Source organism: Georgenia wangjunii (assembly GCF_036421975.1).
Lineage (GTDB): Bacteria > Actinomycetota > Actinomycetes > Actinomycetales > Actinomycetaceae > Georgenia_A > Georgenia_A wangjunii.
Genome location: NZ_JAZGON010000006.1, coordinates 60,769 through 83,513, shown reverse-complemented (window position 1 = coordinate 83,513; position 22,745 = coordinate 60,769). Strand labels below are relative to the sequence as shown.

Here is a 22,745-nt window from a genome sequence, read left to right as displayed (position 1 = left end):
CGGGCATGACGACCTCTCCCCTGCCTGCCGGTTACCGCCTCGCCGAGCTCGACGGCGTCGCCGACCGCGACGCCATCATCGACGTCGACGGCTGGGCCTTCGCGTACGAGCTCAGCCCCGAGGACGAACCGGCTCGCGTGTGGGACCTCGAGCCCGGCCGCATCGTCGGCGTCTGGGACGAGCGCGACGCGAGCGCCCCGCGCCTCGCGGCCCTCCACGCCTCCTACGCGTTCTCCCTGCCGGTCCCCGGCGGGGTGCGGCTCCCGACGGCGGGGCTGACGTGGGTGGGCGTGCACCCCGGGCACCGCCGGCGCGGCATCGCTCGCGCCATGCTCACCGCGCACCTCGAGCGCTCGCTCGCCCGCGGGGAGGTCCTCTCCGCGCTCAACGCCGCCGAGACCGGCATCTACGGCCGGTACGGCTACGGGGTGGCGACGCACGCCGTCAAGCTCACGCTGAGCCGCGGCGCCGAGCTGCGCGACGTCGAGGGCAGCGACGCGCTCCTCGTCGACCTCGACTCCTTCGACCCGGCGGTCCACCTCGACGTCGTCGAGCGCGTCCACACCGCCGTCGACCGTCCGGGCTGGATCACGCGGGACACGGACGCCCTGCGGGCCTCGCACCTGACCGACTGGCCCTCGGCGCGCAAGGACACCGAGCGGCTGCGCATCGCCGTCGTGCGCACGAGCGAGGGAGAGCCGCGCGCGTACGCCGTCTTCCGCCGCCGGGAGAAGTGGTCCGCGGCGAACGCCCCGGAGGGTCTGGTCCGCGTCCGCGAGGCGGTCGCGCTCGACGCCCCCGCGGCGCGCGCCCTGTGGGGCACGCTCACCGACCTCGACCTCATGGCCACGATCGAGACGAACGCCCTCGTGCCCGACGACGCGCTCGTCCACCTCCTCACCGACCTGCGTGGGGTGCGGCTGACGGCGCTCGACGACGTGTGGGTGCGGATCCTCGACGTGCCGGGCGCCCTCGCTGCGCGGCGCTACCAGGCGGACCTCGACGTCGTCCTCGACGTGCGGGACGACCAGCTGCCGGCCAACGCCGGGCGCTGGCACGTGCGCGGAGGGTGGGAGGCCGCGAGCGCCGAGAGGACCGAGGCGCCGGCGCACCTGGCGCTCGACGTCGCCGACCTGGCCTCCGCCTACCTCGGCGGGACGTCGCTCGCGGCGCTGGCAGGAGCCGGGCGGGTGCGCGAGCTCGTGCCGGGCGCGCTGGCGCGGGCCTCGGCCGCCTTCGGCTGGCCGGTCGCGCCCGGGACGAGCTGGGGGTTCTAGGGCTGGGGTTCCGGGGCTGAGGACGTAGGGCCCGTCTGCGGTCCTAGAGCCCGGCCTCGTACGCGGCGAGCTGGTCGATGCGGCGCTGGTGGCGCTCGTCGCCCGAGAACGGCTCGGCGAGGAAGGTCTCGACGAGCGCGATGGCCTCATCGACCGAGTGCTGGCGCGCGCCGAGCGCGATGACGTTGGCGTCGTTGTGGGTGCGGGCGAGGGCGGCGGTCTCCGTGCTCCACGCGAGCGCCGCGCGCACGCCCATGACCTTGTTCGCCGCCATCTGCTCGCCGTTGCCCGAGCCACCGATGACGATCGCGAGCGAGCCGGGCTCGGCGACGACCGCCTCGCCGGCGTCGAAGCAGAACTCGGGGTAGTCGTCGTCCGCGTCGTAGGCCTCCGCGCCGTGGTCGACGACGTCGTGGTCGGCGGCGAGGTGCTCGACGAGGGCGGCCTTGAGCTCGAACCCGGCGTGGTCGGCGGCGATGTGGATGCGCATGGAACCTATCCTGCCGTGCCCGGCGCGTGCGTGGGGTCACTGCCCGCTCCCGGCGCGGCACGTCGTCGGGCGCCCAGGGCCTCGGGCGCACGCCGCGCCCCGCCGTCGTCGCGCCGAACGCCCCCTCCGAGCGGCGCCCCGCGGGGGTGAACGCGTATGTTTCGGGGCATGACCACGAGCGACAACGAGACAGCCGTGCCCGCCGCGCTGAGCGCGGCCGAGGCCATGGACCACAGCGTCCGCCCGCAGGACGACCTCTACCGGTTCATCAACGGGACCTACCTCCGCGAGCACGAGATCCCCGGTGACCGCGCCCGCGACGGCGCCTTCATGGTGCTGCGCGACCTCTCCGAGGAGCGCGTGCGGGACATCATCACCGAGGCCGCCGAGAACCCGACCGGGTCCCCCGAGGCGCAGAAGATCGGCGACCTCTACTCCTCCTTCATGGCCACGGAGCGGATCGAGGCCCTCGGCACCGGGCCGCTGCGCCCGGACCTCGACCTCCTCACCGCCGCGCTCGACAAGGACGCCCTCACCCGGGCGATGGGCGCGCTGCAGCTGACCGGCGTCGGCGGCGGCGTCGGCCTCTTCGTCGACACCGACTTCAACGACCCCGAGCGGTACAGCGTGTTCCTGTGGCAGTCGGGCCTGGGCCTGCCGGACGAGTCGTACTACCGCGAGGACACCCACTCCGAGACCCGCACCGCCTACGTCGCGCACGTGGCGGCGCTGCTCGCGCTCAGCGGGCTCGTCACCGAGGACGAGGCGATGGGCGCCGCGGAGCGCGTCATGCGCGTGGAGACGACGCTCGCCGGCGCTCACTGGGACCGGGTCAAGAGCCGCGAGGCGGACCTCCTCAACAACCCGATGTCCTGGCCCGACCTCGTCGCGAGCGCGCCCGGGTTCGACTGGGACCTGTGGCGCGAGGCCCTCGAGGTGCCCGCGGACGCCGTCGAGCACCTCATCGTCGCCATGCCCTCCTACGCGCGGGACTTCGCCCGCGCGTGGTCCGAGCTCGACGTCGACTCGCTGCGCCTGTGGCTGACGTGGCACGTGCTCCACGCCCGCGCGCCGTACCTGCCCGAGGCGTTCGTCGAGGAGAACTTCGACTTCTACGGGCGCACGCTCACCGGCGCACCCGAGCTGCGCGACCGGTGGAAGCGTGGCGTCGCGATCGTCGAGGGCGCCCTCGGCGAGGCCGTCGGCAAGGTCTACGTCGAGAAGTACTTCCCGCCGGAGCACAAGGCCGCGATGAGCGAGCTCGTCGCCAACCTCGTGGCCGCGTACCGCGAGTCGATCGACTCCCTCGAGTGGATGGGCGAGGAGACGCGCGCCCGCGCCCTGGCCAAGCTCGAGGCGTTCACGCCGAAGGTCGGCTACCCGGACCGGTGGCGCGACTACTCAGCGCTGGAGATCTCCCCCGAGGACCTCCTCGGGAACGTCCGCGCGGCCAACGTCTTCGAGGAGCGGCGCAACCTCGCCAAGATCGGAGCGCCGATGGACCGCGACGAGTGGTTCATGCCCCCGCAGACGGTCAACGCCTACTACAACCCGACGATGAACGAGATCGTCTTCCCGGCCGCCATCCTCCAGCCGCCGTTCTTCGACGCCGACGCGGACGCGGCCTGGAACTACGGCGGGATCGGCGCGGTCATCGGGCACGAGATCGGCCACGGGTTCGACGACCAGGGCTCGAAGTACGACGGCACCGGACGGCTCTCCGACTGGTGGACCGACGCCGACCGCGCGGAGTTCGAGGCCCGCACGAAGGCCCTCATCGCCCAGTACGACGCGTTCTCCCCCGACCAGCTGGACGGCTCGCACCACGTCAACGGCGCGCTGACGATCGGCGAGAACATCGGCGACCTCGGCGGGCTGTCCATCGCGATCAAGGCCTACGAGATCGCGCTGCGCAAGCAGGGTCTCGGCGGGCTCGCCGACGCCCCGGTCGTCGACGGCCTCACCGGCCTGCAGCGCGTCTTCTACTCGTGGGGCCGCATCTGGCAGCAGAAGGCGCGCGACGCGGAGGTGGTCCGGCTGCTCTCGATCGACCCGCACTCCCCCAACGAGTTCCGCTGCAACGGCGTGGTCCGCAACCTCGACACGTTCGCCGAGGCGTTCGACGTCCAGCCGGGCGACGCGCTCTACCTCGCCCCCGAGGAGCGCGTGCGGATCTGGTGAGCTGTGCGGACCTCGTGACGTGACCGGCCGGGGTGCTCCGGCTCCCCGGCCGGCAGGCGGCTAGAACAGCTCGTAGGTGGAGCGGGCGAGCGCGAAGCCGTGGCCGGTGGCGTCGTGCCGGCACGTCACGCCGGCCTCCGAGCTCTCGCACGTGAAGCCGTGCGCGCTCTCGCTCTCGCCGTAGTCGAGGATGGCGACCTCCCCGGCGATGACGAGCGGCTCGCACGGCATCGTCGCGCCGGCCTCGTCAACCCGCACGTGGCCCCCGGCGCCCTCGGGGCACGCCACGGCGTCGGCAGGCTCGTACGTGAAGTTGCTGATGACGCAGCCCGCGGAGTCGTCGCCGATCTCGCAGGCGATGTTGCCGCTCGGCATGGCGAACGTGACCGGCTCGGCGTCCTCGTCGGCAGTCGCCGTGGCGTCGCCGTCGCTCGTCGGCCCGCCGGTGGCGCCGGTCGCCGCGGGGGGCGTCGGGGTCGCCTCGGCGTCGGAGCCGGAGGTCAGGCGCCCGGCGAGCATGACCGCGAAGACGACGACGAGCACCGCGACGACGACGATGACCGCGATCTCGCCGCCGCTCATCGTGCGGCGCGCGTCCTGTGCCCGTGCCATGCGTTCCTCGCCTCGTCAGCCGTCGGTGTGCCGACGAAACGGTACGCGAAAGGCCGGCACCGGCCGAACTGCGGCGTCGGACGCGCCCACGGTGGCCCGTGACCGGCGCCCGGGCGCCCGGGGCCGGCGCCGCGGTGGTCGCGGCCGCGGCCGGCGCCCGCTGACCGCACAGGGCGTGCAGCGGGCGACCGGCGCCTGCCTCGGCACCCGGTTCAGCGTCAGCGTCAGCGTCAGTCGAAGACCGGGCCGGACGTCCGGGTGCGCTTGAGCTCGTAGAAGCCGGGCACGCCGGCGACGAGGACGCAGCCGTCCCACAGGCGCCCCGCCTCCTCACCCTTGGGGGCCGGGGTGATGACCGGGCCGAAGAACCCGATCCCGTTGAACGCGACGACGGGCGTGCCGACGTCCTCCCCGACGATGCTGATCCCGCGCTGGTGGGAGGCGCGCAGGGACTCGTCGAGCTCGTCGGAGGTGGCGTAGCGCGCGAGGTCGGCGGGCAGGGCGGCCTCGGCGAGCGCCTCGTCGATGACGGCGCCGAGGTCGTCGCCACGGCCGCCGGGGTGGATGCGGGTTCCGAGCGCGTCGTAGAGCGGCTTGACGTGCTCCTCGCCGTGGAGCTCACGAGCGGCGTTGACGACGCGCGCCGGGCCCCAGGCGCGGTCCATGAGCGCGCGGTAGTCCTCGGGCAGCTCCCGGCCCTCGTTGAGGACGGCGAGGCTCATGATGTGCCAGCGGACCGTGATGTCGCGGACCTTCTCCACCTCCATCATCCAGCGGGACGTCATCCACGCCCACGGGCACATCGGGTCGAACCAGAAGTCGGCGGTGTTCGTTGTCGTCGTCGTTTCGCTCATGCGCTCATCCTGCGCCACACGGGGCCACGGGCGCACACGGGCCGACGGCGGGGCACCGGCTGGGCGCGGGCTGCTCGCTGTCCGCCTGGCCGCCATGCCCTCGGCCTGGCGCCGGGGCCGCTCCCCGCCGTCGGCCTCCCCCCCCGACCTGGGCAATTGACTCGCGGACCCACCGGGCCGGCATGGCAGGATCGAGCGCGGACGCCGCGCACACCCGTCGCGGCCCCGCCACCGACGAAGGAGAGACCGTGCCCGGAGAGAACCTCACCCGCGCCGAGGCCCAGGAGCGGGCCGGCACCGTCGCCACCCACTCCTACGAGATCGACCTCGACCTCGTGCGCGGCGACAAGGTCTTCGGTTCGCGCACGCTCGTGCGGTTCTCCGCCAACCCGGGCGCGAGCACCTTCCTCGACCTCATCGCCGACGCCGTCCACGAGATCACGCTCAACGGGCGCCAGGTGGACGTCGCCGCGTGGGACGGGGTGCGGATCGCGCTCGACGGGCTCGAGGCGGAGAACGAGGTCGTCGTCGTCGCGGACTGCCGCTACATGCACACGGGTGAGGGCCTGCACCGATTCGTCGACCCTGTCGACGGCGAGGTCTACCTCTACAGCCAGTTCGAGGTCGCGGACTCACGTCGCGTCTTCGCGGTGTTCGAGCAGCCCGACCTCAAGGCGACCTTCACGTTCACCGTCCTCGCGCCGGCCCACTGGACCGTCGTGTCGAACTCCCCCACCCCGGAGCCGGAGCCGGCACCGGGCTCCGACCTCGCCGCCGCGCGCTGGCGGTTCGCGCCGACCGCCGTCCTGCCCTGCTACGTCACGGCGATCATCGCCGGGCCGTACCACCGCGAGACCGGGGAGCTGACGAGCGCGGACGGGCGCACGATCCCCCTCGGGGTCTTCTGCCGCGCCTCCCTCGCCGAGCACCTCGACGCCGAGAACGTCATGGACATCACCCGCGCCGGCTTCGCCTTCTACGAGGAGGCGTTCGCCCGGGCCTACCCGTACGAGAAGTACGACCAGCTGTTCGTCCCGGAGTTCAACGCCGGGGCCATGGAGAACGCCGGCGCGGTGACGTTCCTCGAGAACTACGTCTTCCGCTCGAAGGTGCCCGAGGCGATGGTCGAGCGCCGGGCCGTGACGATCCTCCACGAGCTCGCGCACATGTGGTTCGGCGACCTCGTGACGATGCGCTGGTGGAACGACCTGTGGCTCAACGAGTCCTTCGCCGAGTACGCCTCGACCCTCGCGACCGCCGAGGCGACCCGGTGGACGAGCGCCTGGACGACGTTCTCCTCGCTCGAGAAGTCGTGGGCGTACAACCAGGACCAGCTGCCCTCGACCCACCCGATCGTCGCCGAGATCAACGACCTCGAGGACGTCGAGGTCAACTTCGACGGGATCACCTACGCCAAGGGCGCCTCCGTGCTCAAGCAGCTCGTCGCGTGGGTGGGGCAGGACGCCTTCCTCGCCGGGGTGCGCGCCTACTTCGCCAAGCACGCGTACGGCAACACCGAGCTGAGCGACCTCCTCGCCGAGCTCGAGGCGACGAGCGGGCGCGACCTCAGCGCGTGGTCGCGGCTGTGGCTCGAGCAGGCCGGCGTCACGCTCCTGCGCCCGCACGTCACCACGGACGGCTCCGGCGTCATCACGTCCTTCATCATCGGCCAGGAGGCCCCGGCCGAGCACCCCGTCATGCGCCCCCACCGCCTCGCCGTGGGCGGGTACGACGTCGCTACGGACGACGACGGTGCCACGCGCCTCGTCCGCACGTTCCGCGTCGAGCTCGACGTCGACGGCGAGCGCACGGAGGTCGCCGAGCTCGTGGGCACGCGGCGCCCGGCGCTCATCCTCGCCAACGACGACGACCTCGCCTACGCCAAGGTCCGCCTCGACGAGGATTCCCTCGCGGTCGCCGTCGAGCACCTCGCCGGCTTCACCGACTCGCTCCCACGCTCGCTCGTGTGGGCGGCCGCGTGGGACATGACCCGCGACGGCGAGTGGGCCGCGCGCGACTTCATCGACCTCGTCCTGCGCAACATCGCGGTCGAGTCCGACTCGACGGTCGTCATGGTGCTGCTGCGCCAGCTCACCCTCGCCCTGTCCGCGTACACCGCTCCCGAGGACCGCGCCGCGCTCACGGAGCGGGTGACGGAGCGCCTGTGGGGGCTCGCCGAGGCCGCCGAGCCGGGCTCGGACGTCCAGCTCCAGCTCCTCAAGAGCCTCGCGGGCAAGGCGGAGAGTCCCGCCCTGCTCGACGCCATCGCCGGCCTGCTCGACGGCTCGGCGCCCCTCGAGGGCCTCGCCGTCGACACGGACCTGCGCTGGGAGCTGCTGACCGCGCTCGCCGCCGCCGGCCGCGCCGGCGAGGCGGAGATCGCCGCGGAGGCCGAGCGCGACGCGACGGCCACCGGGCAGCGCGCCGCCGCCCGGGCCCGCGCCATCATCCCGACGGCGGAGGCGAAGGAGCGCGTGTGGGCGTCTGTCGTCGAGTCGGAGGAGCTGCCCAACGCCCTCCAGGGCGCCGTCATCTCCGGGTTCGCCGACGTCCACGACCGCTCGCTCCTCGTGCCGTTCGTCGACCGGTACTTCGCGGCGCTCGAGCGCGTCTGGGCCGAGCGCACGAACGAGATGGCGCAGAGCATCGTCACGGGCATGTTCCCGTTCCGCCTCGCCGGCCTCGCCGACGCCCTCGGCGTCGACGTCCTCGAGCGGGCGGACGCCTGGCTGGCCGGAGCCACGAGCGCCCCGCCGGCGCTGCGCCGCCTCGTGGGCGAGGACCGCGACGCCGTGCGCCGCGCCCTCAAGGCGCAGGACCGCGACCGCGCCGCAGCCCAGGACGCCTGACCCGCCAATCACGACCCCACGCTCGTGATCATGCACAAGCGCCGCTAGGGCCGGCCCGCCAGCCACCTCCTCCTCGTGATCATGGAGAAGTGTCGGGCGACGCCCGCTCGCCCCGAACACGCTCGCCTGCACTTCTGCATGATCACGAGCAAAGGGGATCGGGCAGGCGCGGCGGTCGCCGGGCAGGGCAGGCGCCGAGCCGCTCAGGGGATGAGGACCGTGAGGTCGGGGACGGCGGCGTCCGCGCCCGCGTGGAGGAGCGCGTCCTCGTCGAGGGTCGTCATGACGCCGAGCGTCATGCCCACGCCGGCAGCGCGGGCGGAGGCCACTCCGGCGGCGGAGTCCTCGGCAGCCAGGCACAGCGCCGGGTCGAGGCCGAGACGCTCAGCCCCGAGGAGGAACGGCTGGGGCGAGGGCTTGCCGATCGGCGTGTCCTCAGCCGTGACGAAGCCGACGCCGATCCCGTCCGCGCCGATGAGCTCGAGCGCATTCTCCGCCCACGGGCGCATGGCCGAGGTGACGAGGGAGACGGGCAGGCCGAGCGCACGCCAGGCCCGGACGGCCTCGCCCGCGCCGGGCACCGGCTGCGGTGGGTTCGCCTCGGCGTCGATGCACTCGATGACCGCCGCAGTCAGCGCGACGGGGTCCTCCCCCGTCCACGGCCCCTCGATCGAGGCGAAGGACTCCTGGCCGCGCCGGCCCATGAACTGCCCGATGAGCGACGGCGGGACGTCCCAGCCACGCCGCGCGAAGTAGGTGGCGAACGCGGCCTGCTGCATCGGCTCCGAGTTGACGAGCGTGCCGTCGAGATCGAGGAGCAGACCGGCGCCCGGCGTGCGCAGGACGCGGACGAGCCGGGACCGCAGCTCCGCGGTCCCGGCTCGTTCGTCGTCGTGCTGTGTGCTCACGCCCACGCGAACAGTACGTCGCCCGCGGCGACCGTGCTGCCGGGCTCGACCCGCAGGTCGAGCGCGTCGGCCGCCGCCTCGAGCCCGACGACCGGGCTGACGGGCGAGCGCCCGCCCTCCTCGATCTCAGCCGGGTTCCAGCTGACCAGCACCTGGCCGGCCTCGACGACGTCCTTCTCGGCGGCGTGGAGCGTGAAGCCCTTGCCCTCGAGCTGGACGGTGTCCAGCCCGAGGTGGACGAGCACGCCCTTGCCGTCCTCGGTGAGGATGATGAACGCGTGCGGGTGGAACTTGACGATCGTGCCGGAGACCGGCGCGACGACGTCCACCTGCCCCGTGCGCTCCGGGTCGATGGCGATGCCGGGACCCACGATGGATCCGGCGAACACCGGGTCCGGCACGTCCGTCATGGCGACTGCCGTGCCGGCGACCGGTGCGAGGACGGTCAAGCTCACCGCAGGTCCTCGATGTCCTCGACGATGTTGTCCGCCTCGGGCCCGACGACGACCTGGACGGCATTGCCCTGCTGGACGACGCCGAAGGCGCCGGCGGAGCGCAGCGAGGCCTCGTCGACCTTGCTCGGGTCGGTGACCTCGACGCGGATACGGGTGATGCAGGCCTCGAGGTCGACGATGTTTCCGTCGCCGCCGAGAGCCGCGAGGATGGACTCTGCCTTGCTCATGATGTGCTCCTCATCCACGGCACCGGCGGCCGCAATTCGTGACGGCCTCGGTCGCCCGTGAGCCGCGATCTCACCTGGACCCCGCTGGTCCAGACGACTAGATCAGACAGTCCGGCGCCCCACCGTGTCAAGCGGTGACGCGCCGTGCTGACGCCGTTCACTCACCGGGCTCGAGAACACCCCACGTGAGCTCCGCGAGGTCGCTCGCGAGGAGGTCCGCCTCCGGCCCGACGACGACCTGGACGACGCGCCCGCGCACGAGCACCCCGTGGCACCCGGCGGAGCGGAGCACCCGGGGGTCGACGTGGTCCGGGTTCTCCACCTCGGCGCGCAGGCGAGTCACGCAGGGCTCGATCTCGCGGACGTTCTCCACACCGCCGAGGCCGGCGAGGATGTGCTGGATGTCCTTCATATGACACCTCCCTGTGTCGCGGCCAGCGTGGCACGGGTGCCCGCCGCCTCGGGTGTGCCGCGCCGCCCCGGCTGGCGGTGCGGCGGGAGCAGCGTGGGGCTCGGCGCACTGACCGGTACCCACAGCGAGTAGCGGTCGCCGCGGTAGATCGACCGCGAGTACTCCACCGCGACGTCGTCGCTGAACGTGCGGCGTGCGATCCGCAGGCCCGGGGCGCCGGGCCTGACCTCGAGCATCTCCGCCTCCGCCGGGCCGACCGTCACGGCCTCGATCGTGTCCTCGCCCCACGACGGCGCGAGACCGCGCTCGCTCAGCGCGCGGAAGACGTTGGGCGGGGGGCCCTCGTCGAAGAGGTCGGGCGCGAGGATCGTCGGCACCCACGTCTCCTCGAGCGCCATGGGGCGCCCGTCGGCGAGCCGGATGCGGTGGAGGTAGTAGACCTCCTCGACCGACGTGCGCTCGAGGGCCTCCGCGACGTCAGCCGGCGGGCGGACGCGCTCGGCCCGCAGCACGCGCGTCTCCGGCTCCTTGCCCCGGCGGCGCATCTCCTCCTCGAACGGGGTGAGCCGGAGCTGGAGGTCCACCTTCGGCTGGGCGACGAAGGTGCCCCGGCCCTGGACCCGCTCCAGCGCCCCCTCGACGACGAGCGCGTCGACCGCCTGGCGCACGGTCATCCTGGAGACGCCGAAACGCTCGCAGAGCGAGCGCTCCGACGGGATCGACGAGCCGACCGGCAGACCGTCGGAGATGAGCCCGCGCAGGTACTCCCGGACAGTCACGTACTTCATGCTCGGCCCCGCTCCCCGTCGGTCCCCGACGATGAAAATTGTTACCAAACGTTGTTCCGGCGCTCCCCGTGAGGTGCTTGACACCAAGCATCGCCAAGCGATCTAGTTAGCACAACTGGTCCAGACATCCCAGTAGACGTCTGGCCAGACCATCCCCGCCCGGTTCTTCCCGGGCCACCGGAACGCGTAGCGGCACGCCGCGACCACCTCGACGAGGAGCATGACGTGACAGCAGCAACCGCCGGCGCAGCAGCGCCGGCCAAGAAGGAAAAGAAGCCTATCCCCGGCTTCGCCCAGCTCCAGCGCGTGGGGCGCTCCCTCATGCTCCCCATCGCCTCGCTGCCGGCGGCCGGCATCCTCCTGCGCCTCGGCCAGGCCGACATGCTCGGCACCGACGGCCTCGCGGGCGTCAACGGGTTCGGCTGGGTGGAGCCCGTCGCCGCTGTGTTCGGCGCCGCTGGTGGTGCCCTGTTCGACAACCTGGCGCTGCTCTTCGCCGTCGGTGTCGCCGTCGGCTTCGCCCGCAAGTCCGACGGCTCGACGGCGCTCGCCGCGGTCATCGGCTACCTGGTCCTCACCAACGTCCTCGGCGCGCTCGCGACGATGAACGCCCCCTGGGGCGGCACGTTCGGCGGCGGCGAGGAGGGCGCTGAGACCATCAACTACGGCGTCCTCGGCGGCATCGTCATCGGTATCGTCGCGGCGCTGCTCTACCAGAAGTTCTACCGCGTCAAGCTGCCCCCGTACCTCGCCTTCTTCGGCGGGCGCCGCTTCGTCCCGATCGTCACCGCCTTCACCGCCGTGTTCGTCGCGGTCGTCTTCGCGTTCATCTACCCGATCTTCGACGCCGTCATCACGGGCTTCGGCGACTGGGTGACGAACCCGGGCAACTCGGTCCTCGGTGGCTTCGTCTTCGGTACCGTCAACCGCCTGCTCATCCCGTTCGGCCTGCACCACCTGCTGAACAACCTGCCGTGGTTCCAGTTCGGCGAGTACACCAACCCCGAGACGGACCAGGTCGCCAACGGCGACATCTTCCGCTTCCTCGCGGGCGACCCGACCGCGGGCACGTTCATGACCGGCTTCTTCCCGATCATGATGTTCGCCCTCCCGGCCGCGGCCATTGCCATCTGGCACACCGCCAAGCCGTCGCGCCGCAAGGTCACCGGCGGAATCATGATCTCCGTCGCCCTGACGGCGTTCCTCACGGGTATCACCGAGCCGCTCGAGTTCGCGTTCGCGTACGTCGCGTTCCCGCTCTACGTCGTGCACGCGCTGCTCACCGGTACGTCGTTGGCAATCGTCAACGCGCTCGACATCCGCAGCGGGTTCACGTTCTCCGCCGGCGCGATCGACTACCTGCTCAACTTCCGCATCGCCGAGCAGCCGCTGATGATCATCGTCATCGGTCTCGTCTACGCGGTCGTCTACTACTTCCTCTTCCGCTTCATCATCACCAAGTTCAACCTCAAGACCCCTGGTCGCGAGGACGACGACGCTGGTGGCTCGGTCTTCGACGAGGCGCAGGAGGCGGCCGCCGTCTCGACCGGCAAGCGTGACGCCGAGCTCGGCGCCGGCGACGTCGCCCGGGAGCGCGGCAAGGCGCTCCCCGAGGAGGCACGTGACCGCCGGGACACCGGCACCACGCTGCCCGAGCAGCGCAAGAAGTGAGCCGCTGCCGGCCGGGGCACCGCGCCGGCCGGCCGGCGGTGAGCTGATCAACTGACCAGCTTGCATGCACGAGAAGGGCCCGGCACCTCACAGGTGCCGGGCCCTTCTGTCGTCCTTGTGCCTGCTGTACGCCGGCCGCCCGGGGACAGCCGGTGCGGGCGGGTCAGGCGAGGCGGTCGTCGTCGCCGAGGTGGGAGCGGACGGCGGCCACGAGCGAGAGCAGCCGGGCGGAGCCGGGCAGGTCCTCGACGAGGACGGCCGCCTCGGCGCCGTCCGCGAGCGGGAGCTTCCAGTTCGGGTACTCGGTGTCCGTCCCCGGCTGGTTCTGCGCCCGCCGCTCCCCCACCGCGTCGGTGAGCGAGACACCGACGAGCACCGACGGCGTGCGCACCACGTACGCGTGGAGCGCCTCGACGACCTGCCGCTCGGTCGGGTCCTCACCGACGAGGCCCTCGTCCCGCAGCCGCTCGAGCGTGCGCTCCCGCTCCGTCCGGGCCTCGAGCCGCACCTTGGGCGCCGGCTCGGTCAGCAGCCCGAGCCGCTCCCGCAGGTCGACGTGCTCCTCGGCGAGGTATCCCGCCGTGGGAGGCAGGTCGTGGGTGTTGACGGTGGCGAGCACGAGCCGTCGGTAGTCCGCGGGCGGGAGCGGGTAGCCGTCGGCGTCCTTCTCGAACCACAGCACGGACGTGCCGAGGACACCGCGCTCGGTGAGGTAGCCACGCACCCACGGCTCGACGGTGCCGAGGTCCTCGCCGATGACGACGGCGCCCGCGCGGTGCGCCTCGAGGAGGAGCACCCCGACCATCGCCTCGTGGTCGTAGCGGACGTACGTGCCCTCGTCCGCGCCCGCGCCGTCGGGGATCCACCACAGGCGGAAGAGGCCGAGGATGTGGTCGACGCGGATGGCGCCGGCGTGCCGGAGCACGGTGCGGGCCATGTCCCGCAGCGGGGCGTAGCCCTGGCGGGCGAGCGCGTCCGGGCGCCACGGCGGCTGGGACCAGTTCTGCCCCTGCTGGTTGTACATGTCCGGCGGCGCGCCGACGCCCATGCCCTGGGCGAAGGCCGACCGCATGCTCCACACGTCGGCGCCCTCGGGGTGCACACCGACCGCGAGGTCGTGCATGACGCCCATGCCCATGCCGGACTCCTTGGCGACGGCCTGCGCGCGCGCCAGCTGGCCGTCGGCCACCCACTGGAGCCACACGTAGAAGTCGACGCGCTCGGCGAGCTCGCGGCGGGCCCTGAAGACCGCGGGCGAGGCCACGTCGTGCAGCTCGGTGGGCCACTCCTCGCCCTCGTACCTCTCGGCGAGCGCGCACCACAGGGCGAAGTCCTCGAGGCCCTGGCCCTGGTCGGCGCGGAAGCGGTCCATGTCCCGCTGGCGAGCGCGGGAGCGGCCGGCCGCGTAGATGACCTCGAGGGCCTGCCGCTTGGCGGACCACGCCGCGTCCCGGTCGATCGGCCCCGGGTCCTGGGCTGCGGGTCGCACCTCGGCGGCCGCCCACTCGACGAGCGCCCGCTGCGGCCCGGGGAGGTAGGAGGTCTCCCGGATGTCCTCCGGGCGGATGTAGAGCGGGTTGACGAACCTGCGCGTGACCGGCAGGTACGGCGAGGGCGTCATGTGCCCCACCGGCTCCGCGGCGTGGAGGGGGTTGATGAGGAGGAAGTCGGCACCGAGCTCGCCGAAGAAGCTCGTCAGCTCGCCGAGGTCGGCGAGGTCGCCGATCCCCCACGACGTCCGCGAGCGCACCGAGTACAGCTGCGCCATGAACCCCCAGCCGCGGTCCTTGGCGAGCGCGGGCTCGGTGAGGCGGTCGGGCGTGACGGCGAGGACCGTCCGCTCGACACCGACCTCACCGTCGCCGACCTCGGCGACGATCATGTGCCAGCCGAGCGGGAGGTCGGCCGGCACGAGGAACGTCGCCCGCCCGGTGCGCACGCCGTCGACCGTGCGGGGCTCGACCCACAGGTCGAGCTGGGTGAGGTCGTGGCTCTCGCCGGCCTCCGTGTCGACGCGGATGCGGACGGGGGTGCCGTCCGGCACGTGCACGAGGAGGTGGTGGGTGCGGCCGGCGCGCAGCACGACGCTGGGCGGCAGCACCGAGCGCCACGGCGCGTCCTCGAACTCCGCGAGCGCCTGGGTGACGTCCGCGTCCGTCGCCGCCTCGACGCCGAGCGCGCCCAGCACGGCGCGGATCGTCGCGGCCCGGACCGTGCGGTGGTCGCCGGTGTAGTCCCAGAAGTCGGTCGCGACTCCATGTGCCTCAGCGAGGCGCCGGAGCTCGTCGCTCGGGGAGTCCACGTCCTGCGGGGTTGTCGTGCTCACGCGTGCACCAGGCTCCTTCGTCTCCGTTCGGGCACGGCGACGCCGCCTCCGACTGGTCCCCGTGATCTTGCCAGAGCACGGGGATCTTGCCTGTCGGGCGGGCGGGCGGTGCGCCGTGCCGGGTCGTGGCGGGCCTGGCGGGAGCCGCGAGGAACGAACCGGGCCACGAGGGGCGGGCGGGGCGCCGTGCCGGGTCGTGGCGGGCCTGGCGGGAGCCGCGAGGAACGAACCGGGTCACGAGGGGCGGGCGGTGCGCCGTGCCGGGTCGTGGCGGGCCTGGCGGGAGCCGCGAGGAACGAGCGGCGGATGGAAGACCCGGCACGGCGCACCGCCTGCCCCGACCCACCACCACCCGTCAACCTGTGATCGCCCGCACTTCTCGCCCGCGGTCCCGGGTTGCGGCGCCCGGGAGGGGTCACAATGGTCGGAACCCAGGCATACAGAACGGGAGCACAGCGTGAGCGAGCAGAAGCAGGCCCAGAACACCGGTGAGCGAGCCGCGGACGTCGAGACGGTCAGCGGCATCGGGGTGAGCCCGGGGCGCGCAGCCGGACCTGTCGCCCAGCTCGCCGGTGCGGTGACCGAGCCGGCCGCCGGCGCCTGCCTCGAGGGCGAGGAGGCGATCGAGGCCGCCGCCGCGGCCGTCGCCGAGCATGCCGTCAAGGTCGCTGCGGGGCTCAACGCCGCCGCGGAGGCCGCCAGCGGGGAGAGCAAGGAGGTCCTCGAGACCACTGCTCAGATGGCCGGTGACCCCACGCTCGTCAAGGTGGCCCAGGGCAAGGTGCGCGAGGGCACGAGCGCCCCGCGCGCCGTGTGGGAGGCCGCCGGCGCCGTCGCCGACCAGCTCGCCGCCCTCGGCGGGTACATGGCCGAGCGCGTCCGCGACGTCCAGGACGTCCGCGACCGCATCGTCGCCAGCCTCCAGGACCTGCCCATGCCGGGCGTCCCGCAGCGCGACGAGCCGTTCGTGCTCGTCGCCCTCGACCTCGCACCCGCGGACACCGCCCTCCTCGACCCGGAGAAGGTCCGCGCGATCGTCACGGCCGAGGGCGGGCCCACGTCCCACACGGCGATCCTCGCCCGGTCCCTCGGGATCCCGGCCATCGTCGGCGCGAGCGGCGCCCTCGAGGCCCTCACCGACGGCCGCCTCGTGCTCGTCGACGGCGCCGCGGGCACGGTCGTGCTCGACCCGTCGGACGAGGACGTCGCCGCCGCGGAGAAGCTCGCCACCCAGGTGCGCACGTTCGACGGCGACGGCCGCACCGCCGACGACCACAAGGTGCAGCTGCTCGCCAACGTCGGCGACCCGGCCGGCGCGGCGAAGGCCGCCGAGGCGGGGGCCCAGGGCGTCGGCCTCTTCCGCACGGAGTTCTGCTTCCTCGACCGCGCGGACGAGCCGACCGTCGCCGAGCAGGTCGAGCAGTACCGGACGGTGCTCTCCGCCTTCCCCGGCAAGAAGGTCGTCGTCCGCACGCTCGACGCGGGTGCGGACAAGCCCATGCCGTTCCTCACCGACACCGACGAGCCCAACCCGGCACTCGGGGTACGCGGCCTGCGCACGTCGTGGAGGAGCCCGCAGATCCTCGACAACCAGCTCCAGGCCATCGCCGAGGCCGCGGCCGCAGAGAGCGCCGACGTCTGGGTCATGGCGCCGATGATCGCCACGGTCCCTGAGACCGAGGACTTCGTCGCGGCCTGCGAGCGCCACGGGCTCGGCACCGCCGGCGTCATGGTCGAGGTGCCGAGCGCCGCCCTGCTCTCCGGGCCGATCCTCGCCCGCGCGGCGTTCGCGTCGATCGGGACAAACGACCTCACCCAGTACACGATGGCCGCGGACCGCCTCCTCGGCTCCCTCGCCACCCTCTCCGACGCCTTCCAGCCGGCAGTCCTGCGGATGATCGAGGCGACGTGCCGGGGCGGCGAGCAGCAGGACCGGCCCGTGGGCGTGTGCGGCGAGGCTGCCGCGGACCCGGCCACCGCCGTCGTCCTCGTCGGGCTCGGCGTCTCGAGCCTGTCGATGTCCCCCCGCTCCCTCGCCGACGTCGCCGCGGTGCTCGCCGCGACCCCGTTCGCCCGGTGCCAGGAGCTCGCACAGGTCGCGGTCCAGTCCGAGTCGGCGGACCAGGCGCGTGCCCGTGTGCGCGAGGGGCTGCCGATCCTGGCGGAGCTGGGCCTGTGACCGCCCACAACCTCGCGGCTCAGCGGACCGCGTACGAGGCCCTCGGCGGCCGGGCGGCGTTCGAGACGCTCGTGCGTCGCTTCTACGAGGGCGTGCGCACGGACGACCTCCTCGCGCCGATGTACCCCGAGGACGACTTCGAGGGCGCCGTCCAGCGCCTGACGGGGTTCCTCGAGCAGTACTGGGGTGGTCCGACGACGTACTCCGAGCAGCGCGGGCACCCCCGCCTGCGGATGCGCCACGGGGCGTACCGGGTCACGCCCGCCGCCCGCGACCGCTGGCTCGCCCACATGCGGGCCGGCGTGGACGAGCTCGCGCTCTCGCCGGAGCTCGACGCCATGCTCTGGGACTACCTCGAGCGGGCCGCGCACTCCCTCGTCAACGCCCCGGAGGAGAGGTGAGCGGCGCCGAGGAGGTCACTGGTCCCGCCGAGGACAGCGCCCTCGGTGAGACGCCGACGGCGGCGCTCGCCGCGGTCCTGCAGGCCCTCGACCTCGAGCGCACGGGGGAGGACACATTCGTCGGCACCTCCCTGCCCCAGCTCAACGGCCGGGTCTACGGCGGTCAGGTCCTCGCCCAGTCCCTCATCGCCGCCGGCCGGACCGTCGCCGACGCCGGGCTCGACGCGGCCCGCCTGCCCCACTCGGTCCACGGGTACTTCCTCCGCCCGGGCCACCTCGAGGTGCCCATCACCTTCGAGGTGGAGCGGATGCGGGACGGGCGCTCGTTCAGCGCCCGGCGGACGCACGCCATCCAGAAGGGCAAGCCGATCCTGTCGATGATCACCTCGTTCCAGGTGAGCCAGGAGGGCCTCGAGCACGCCGAGACGGCGCCCGACGTGCCTGCCCCCGAGGACCTGCCGAGCGCCGTCGACCTCTTCAACGGGCTCGACCACCCGGCGGCGCGGTTCCTCGCCCGCACCGGGGCGTTCGACGTCCGCCACGTCGAGCGGCACCTCTACCTCGGGGCGGGAGGCCCTGCGCAGGAGACGCAGGCGCTGTGGATGCGCGCCCGGGGGCGGGTCGAGGGGGACGAACTCCTCCACCGCGCGCTGCTCGCCTACTCGTGCGACCAGGTCATGCTCGAGCCCGTCATGCGCCGGCACGAGCTGGGGTGGATGAGCCCGGGCCTGAGCGTCGCGAGCCTCGACCACGCGATGTGGTGGCACCGGCCCGTGCGCACCGACGAGTGGCTCCTCTACGTCCAGAGCTCGCCGAGTGCGCAGGGCGGGCGCGGGCTCGGGATCGCCAAGGTCTTCGACCGCGCCGGCGCGCTCGTCGCGACCGTCTCCCAGGAGGGCATGGTCCGGGTGCCCGCCGACGGCGCCTCACGCACGGGCGGCTGACCCCGCCTGCACCTCACGCACGGGCGCCCGACCCTGCCTGCGCCCTCACGGGCGGGCGGCTGACCCTGCGCGCGTGCCCCGGTCGCGACGCGAGCCAGCGCCCCGCCGGGGCGAGGCGCGACCGGCGGGCGCCGGGCGACGGTTGGCGCGCGGCGCGGGGCCGTCGAGATGCGCGTGGGCACCTACAGGCGCACAGTGTCCCTCCCGCGCCGGGCGGCATCGACGCCGGCGCCCGGCAGGTCATCGGGGGCTCCGTTGCGCATCAAGGGTTCAGTCGTCGTCATCACCGGTGCGTCGAGCGGTGTCGGCCGCGCGACGGCGCTGAGGTTCGCCGGGAAGGGCGCGCACGTCGTGCTCGCCGCCCGACGACGCCCGGCGCTGGAGTCGCTCGCCGCGCAGTGCCGCGAGCACGGCGTCGAGGCGCTCGCCGTCCCCACCGACGTCACCGACGCCGATGCCGTCGACGCCCTGGCCCGCACCGCCGTCGAGCGGTTCGGCCGGATCGACGTCTGGGTGAACGACGCCGCGGTGGCCGTCTTCTCCCCCTTCCTCACCGTGCCGCTCGCGGACTTCCGCCGCGTGCTCGACGTCAACGTCATGGGCTGCGTCCACGGCGCGCGGGCGGCGCTCAGCCAGATGCAGCGCCAGGGCGAGGGTGTCCTCATCAACGTCGCCTCCGTCGTCGGTGAGGTCCCGCAGCCCTACACGGCCGCGTACTCGGTCTCCAAGGCGGCCGTCCAGGCCCTCGGGGTGAGCCTGCGCTCGGAGCTCCTCCTCGACCGCGCCTCCGGCGTGGACGTCGTCACGGTCCTCCCCGCGACGATCGACACACCGTTCTTCCGGCACGCCGCCAACTACACCGGCCGCGAGCCGGTCCCCATGCCGCCGCTCTACAGCCCCCAGCGCGTCGCACGGGCCATCGTCAAGGTTGCCCGGGCGCCGCGCCGGGAGGTCGTCGTCGGGCCTGCCGGGCGACAGTTCGCCCTCCAGCACAAGGTCGCGCCGGGCACGACCGACGCGATGATGGCCGTCCAGGTCGACCGGACCCAGCTCTCGCGCCACAACGCGGCGCCGCACACGACGGGCAACCTCTACACGCCGTCGGCGGACCCCCGCGACGCGGAGGTCGAGGGCGGGTGGCACGGCCGGCGCCGGACGGCGCAACGCCGGCTCGCCGTCGTCGCGCTCACGGTCGGCGCGGGCCTCGTCGCGCGGCGGGCGCTGCGGTGACGCTCGGCGCTCTGCCGCCCCGCGGACTGACCCTCCTCGCCGGGTTCGAGAGCACGTACGTGCCCGCCGCCGGCCTCGACGCCTTCGACCTCACCCGCCACGCCGAGACGTGGCGGGCCGACCTCGACGCCGTGCTCGGTGCCGGGGTGCGGCACCTGCGCTACCCGCTGCGCTGGCACCGCATCGAGCGTGAGCCGGGCGTCTACGACTGGCGCGAGGCCGACGCGGTCCTCGGTCACCTCCGCGACCGTGGCGCCGTGCCCGTCGTCGACCTCGTCCACCACACGAGCTACCCGGACTGGCTCTCCGACGGCTTCCGCGGTGCCGACTTCTCACCGGCCCTCGTGCGTTTCGCCGAGGCGGTGGCGACCCGGTACCCCTGGCTCCCGGCGTACACGCTGTTCAACGAGCCCTTCGCCACCCTGTTCCTCGCCGGGCACCAGGGCCTGTGGCCGCCCTACGACCGCGGCGACGCCGGGTTTGCCCGCCTCCTGCGGTCCGTGCTCCCCGGCCTCACCGAAGCCGCTGCGTGCTGGCGTGCGCTGCTCCCCCGTGCCCAGCACGTGTGGATCGACACCGCCGAGCACCACACGGGCGTCGGTCCCGGCGCGCCCTACGCCGTGGTGGCGAACGACCGCCGGCACGTCGCCCTCGACCTCGCGCTCGGTCACGACCTCTCCCTCGAGCGCCCGTACCTGCGCCGGCTCGTCGAGGCCGGCGGCGAGGCGCTCCTCGACCTCACCCCCCTCACTGTCGACGTCCTCGGGCTCGACTACTACGCCCACTCGGAGTGGTTCTACGACGAGGTCGGCGGCCACGCCCCCTCCCCCCGGCCCGTCGGCCTGGCCCGCGTCATCGAGCAGTACGGCGACCGGTACGGCCTGCCCATGATGGTGAGCGAGACGAACGTGCGCGGCCTGCCCTCCGACCGCGTGTCCTGGCTGCGCTACGTCCTCGAGCAGTACGAGACCGCGCTCGCCCGCGGGTACGACCTCCACGGCCTGTGCTGGTTCCCCCAGGTCAGCTCGTGCGACTGGGACACGCTCCTCGCCCTCGCGCGGGGCCGTGCCGACCCGGTCGGCATCGTCGACCTCGCCGACGACGGGACGCGCACCCGCACGATCTTCACCGAGGCGTGGGAGGCGGTCGCCGCCGGAGCCGGCTCGGCCGACCTCCCCGCCTACCGGTTCCAGCCGCCGTGCGACGGCCAGCTCGCCGGGATCGGCCCGGCGACCGCCCACTGGCCGTGGGAGGACCCCCCGCCCGACGAGCTCGTCCCGCCGCTGCACGTGGCCGCCCCTACGACGGCGCCCCCGTCCCCCATCGCCCATGTCCACAAGGAGCAGCTCATGGAAGCGCCCAGCACGTGCCCCGACCTCGTCGTCCTCTCGCACCTGCGCTGGTCCTGGGTCTGGCAACGGCCGCAGCACCTCGTCTCGCGGCTCGCCGCCGCGCGCACCGCCGCCGGCGCGCGGACGTGGTTCGTCGAGGAGCCGCTGCCCGCCGACGTCGAGCGCCCGACCCTGCGCACCCAGGAGGTCGACGGCGTCACCCGCGTGTGGCTCGAGGTGCCGCCCAACGCCGAGGGCCCGGCGCAGCCGAGCTTCGACGACCCCCGCGCCCGTGACTACGCCGACCTCCTCGCCCCGGTCCTCGCCCGCGGCGGGACCGCCGTCGGCACGCCCGCCCACGACGTGTGGCTGTACACCCCGATGGGCGTCGAGATCGCCCGCTCGCTCCGGCCCGGCCGCACCGTCTACGACGTCATGGACGACCTCGCGTCCTTCCGCGACGCCCCGCGCGGCCTCGTCCTGCGCCAGCGCAACCTCGTGGCCCGCGCGGACGTCGTCTTCACCGGCGGCCGTTCGCTCCACCACTCCGTCCTCGCGCACCGGAGCGAGGGGGTGCACCTCTTCCCCAGCGGCGTCGAGGCGGACCACTACTCCGGCGCCAGGGCGCTGCGCCGGGACCACGAGCGTCCCGTGGCCGGGTACGTCGGCGTGCTCGACGAGCGCCTCGACCTCGGCCTCCTCGCCGACCTGGCCGCACGACTGCCGGACTGGACCCTGCGGATCGTCGGGCCCGTCGCCAAGATCGACCCGGCGAGCCTGCCCGCGGCGCCGAACATCGAGTACGCCGGGATGGTCGCGTACGAGGACCTGCCGTGCACGATGGCGGGCTTCGACGTCGCTCTCATGCCCTTCGCGCTCAACGAGGCGACACGCTCGATCAGCCCGACGAAGACGCTCGAGTACCTCGCGGCAGGGCTTCCGGTCGTCTCCACCCGGGTCCCCGACGTCGTCGCGGACTACGCGAGCGTCGTCCATCTCGCCGACGACGGCGCCTCCTTCGCCGCGGCGTGCCGGGAGGTCCTCACGCAGGACCGGTCCGAGCGCGACGCCCTCGTCGAGCCGATCCTCGCGCGCCAGGAGTGGGACCACATCGCCTGCGCGATGGCGGAGCTGCTCGACAGGGTCGGCGCGGCGGCTCAGGCTAGCGCTGCCGAAGCTCTCGCCGGTGAGAGCGAGGCGGCCGGGTGACGTCCTGGTCGGACGATGCCGGGCCCACCGCGCTCGCCCGCGAGCTCGGGGAGGCCCACCGGCAAGGGGTCGGAGCGGCGACGGCAGGGCTGCAGGACGCCGCCCTCGGTGCGGTGCGGCTGAGTGGGGACGGCGTGCCGGTCCTCGCGGACGCCGCCGTGTCCTCGGCGACGCCGTTCCTGCGCGCACCGCTCCTCACCCGGATCTCCCGCGCGCGACTCCTCCACACGGCGTCCGCCGACGGGCTGTGCCCCGCGTGCGGGGTCTCGGCGCCGTGCGAGACCGTGCGCGCGCTCGGCTGAGGGTCCCGGACCGGTTGGCCGCCTCCACCGCGAGGCGGGCCGGCGTCGCGCCCCCGACCACGGGTGGATCCTCGCGCGAGGCGCGCTCGATTCGACGAG

The 22,745-nt window shown here is 73.6% G+C and carries 18 protein-coding genes and 1 pseudogene; 10 read left to right on the top strand and 9 right to left on the bottom strand.

What is annotated here, in order from left to right:
• Window positions 1–5: 5 nt before the first annotated feature.
• Complete coding sequence (locus V2J63_RS10515) at window positions 6–1,277, top strand: GNAT family N-acetyltransferase (protein WP_331230988.1); 1,272 nt, start codon at window positions 6–8, stop codon at window positions 1,275–1,277.
• A gap of 43 nt (window positions 1,278–1,320) precedes the next feature.
• Here the strand turns inward: V2J63_RS10515 and V2J63_RS10510 are convergent, their stop codons facing one another.
• Window positions 1,321–1,767 carry a ribose-5-phosphate isomerase gene (locus V2J63_RS10510; RefSeq protein ID WP_331230987.1) on the bottom strand — a complete coding sequence of 149 codons (447 nt, stop codon included), beginning with the start codon at window positions 1,765–1,767 and terminating at the stop codon, window positions 1,321–1,323.
• Between the two features lie 168 nt (window positions 1,768–1,935).
• Between V2J63_RS10510 and V2J63_RS10505 the strand changes: the two genes are divergently transcribed.
• On the top strand, window positions 1,936–3,948 hold the full coding sequence (locus V2J63_RS10505) for a M13 family metallopeptidase (protein WP_331230986.1): 2,013 nt from the start codon (window positions 1,936–1,938) through the stop codon (window positions 3,946–3,948).
• Window positions 3,949–4,008: 60 nt separating this feature from the next.
• On the opposite strand, the gene V2J63_RS10500 is transcribed toward V2J63_RS10505, so the two are convergent.
• Together V2J63_RS10500 and V2J63_RS10495 are read right to left on the bottom strand one after the other, a co-directional pair.
• A complete protein-coding gene (locus V2J63_RS10500) occupies window positions 4,009–4,560 on the bottom strand; it encodes a hypothetical protein (RefSeq protein WP_331230985.1) in 552 nt (183 codons plus the stop codon).
• Window positions 4,561–4,790: 230 nt separating this feature from the next.
• Window positions 4,791–5,414 carry a mycothiol-dependent nitroreductase Rv2466c family protein gene (locus tag V2J63_RS10495; protein ID WP_331230984.1) on the bottom strand — a complete coding sequence of 208 codons (624 nt, stop codon included), beginning with the start codon at window positions 5,412–5,414 and terminating at the stop codon, window positions 4,791–4,793.
• 248 nt (window positions 5,415–5,662) lie between these two features.
• Between V2J63_RS10495 and pepN the strand changes: the two genes are divergently transcribed.
• Window positions 5,663–8,263 carry an aminopeptidase N gene (pepN, locus tag V2J63_RS10490; RefSeq protein WP_331231098.1) on the top strand — a complete coding sequence of 867 codons (2,601 nt, stop codon included), beginning with the start codon at window positions 5,663–5,665 and terminating at the stop codon, window positions 8,261–8,263.
• A gap of 203 nt (window positions 8,264–8,466) precedes the next feature.
• Here the strand turns inward: pepN and V2J63_RS10485 are convergent, their stop codons facing one another.
• The 5 genes from V2J63_RS10485 to V2J63_RS10465 form a co-directional block, all read right to left on the bottom strand.
• Entirely contained in the window at window positions 8,467–9,171 is a 705-nt protein-coding gene (locus V2J63_RS10485) for an HAD family hydrolase (RefSeq protein ID WP_331230983.1), read from the bottom strand.
• On the bottom strand, window positions 9,168–9,626 hold the full coding sequence (locus tag V2J63_RS10480; RefSeq protein WP_331230982.1) for a PTS sugar transporter subunit IIA: 459 nt from the start codon (window positions 9,624–9,626) through the stop codon (window positions 9,168–9,170). The genes V2J63_RS10485 and V2J63_RS10480 overlap by 4 nt, the downstream gene beginning before the upstream one ends.
• On the bottom strand, window positions 9,623–9,853 hold the full coding sequence (locus V2J63_RS10475) for a PTS sugar transporter subunit IIB (protein WP_491062234.1): 231 nt from the start codon (window positions 9,851–9,853) through the stop codon (window positions 9,623–9,625). Before V2J63_RS10475 ends, V2J63_RS10480 begins: the two co-directional genes overlap by 4 nt.
• Before the next feature lie 157 nt (window positions 9,854–10,010).
• On the bottom strand, window positions 10,011–10,265 hold the full coding sequence (locus V2J63_RS10470; protein ID WP_331230981.1) for a PTS sugar transporter subunit IIB: 255 nt from the start codon (window positions 10,263–10,265) through the stop codon (window positions 10,011–10,013).
• Window positions 10,262–11,053: a GntR family transcriptional regulator gene (locus V2J63_RS10465; protein ID WP_331230980.1), complete on the bottom strand. Its 792-nt coding sequence runs from the start codon at window positions 11,051–11,053 to the stop codon at window positions 10,262–10,264. Before V2J63_RS10465 ends, V2J63_RS10470 begins: the two co-directional genes overlap by 4 nt.
• 225 nt (window positions 11,054–11,278) lie before the next feature.
• On the opposite strand from V2J63_RS10465, the pseudogene V2J63_RS10460 reads away from it, so the two are divergent.
• A pseudogene (locus tag V2J63_RS10460) lies at window positions 11,279–12,619 on the top strand (PTS transporter subunit EIIC); the annotation flags it as partial.
• 268 nt (window positions 12,620–12,887) lie between these two features.
• Here the strand turns inward: V2J63_RS10460 and malQ are convergent.
• On the bottom strand, window positions 12,888–15,050 hold the full coding sequence (malQ, locus tag V2J63_RS10455) for a 4-alpha-glucanotransferase (protein ID WP_331230978.1): 2,163 nt from the start codon (window positions 15,048–15,050) through the stop codon (window positions 12,888–12,890).
• Between the two features lie 457 nt (window positions 15,051–15,507).
• Here malQ and ptsP point away from each other — a divergent pair, with 457 nt between their 5' ends.
• The 6 genes from ptsP to V2J63_RS10425 all read left to right on the top strand — a co-directional run bounded on the left by ptsP (window position 15,508) and on the right by V2J63_RS10425 (window position 22,646).
• Window positions 15,508–17,229 carry a phosphoenolpyruvate--protein phosphotransferase gene (gene ptsP / locus V2J63_RS10450; RefSeq protein ID WP_331230977.1) on the top strand — a complete coding sequence of 574 codons (1,722 nt, stop codon included), beginning with the start codon at window positions 15,508–15,510 and terminating at the stop codon, window positions 17,227–17,229.
• Window positions 17,226–17,630, top strand: a complete 405-nt coding sequence (locus tag V2J63_RS10445; protein ID WP_331230976.1) for a globin — start codon at window positions 17,226–17,228, stop codon at window positions 17,628–17,630. The genes ptsP and V2J63_RS10445 overlap by 4 nt, the downstream gene beginning before the upstream one ends.
• On the top strand, window positions 17,627–18,574 hold the full coding sequence (locus tag V2J63_RS10440) for an acyl-CoA thioesterase (RefSeq protein WP_331230975.1): 948 nt from the start codon (window positions 17,627–17,629) through the stop codon (window positions 18,572–18,574). Before V2J63_RS10445 ends, V2J63_RS10440 begins: the two co-directional genes overlap by 4 nt.
• 255 nt (window positions 18,575–18,829) lie before the next feature.
• Window positions 18,830–19,804 carry an SDR family oxidoreductase gene (locus tag V2J63_RS10435; protein WP_331230974.1) on the top strand — a complete coding sequence of 325 codons (975 nt, stop codon included), beginning with the start codon at window positions 18,830–18,832 and terminating at the stop codon, window positions 19,802–19,804.
• Complete coding sequence (locus V2J63_RS10430) at window positions 19,801–22,344, top strand: glycosyltransferase (protein WP_331230973.1); 2,544 nt, start codon at window positions 19,801–19,803, stop codon at window positions 22,342–22,344. Before V2J63_RS10435 ends, V2J63_RS10430 begins: the two co-directional genes overlap by 4 nt.
• Entirely contained in the window at window positions 22,341–22,646 is a 306-nt protein-coding gene (locus V2J63_RS10425) for a hypothetical protein (RefSeq protein ID WP_331230972.1), read from the top strand. The genes V2J63_RS10430 and V2J63_RS10425 overlap by 4 nt, the downstream gene beginning before the upstream one ends.
• Window positions 22,647–22,745: the final 99 nt, after the last annotated feature.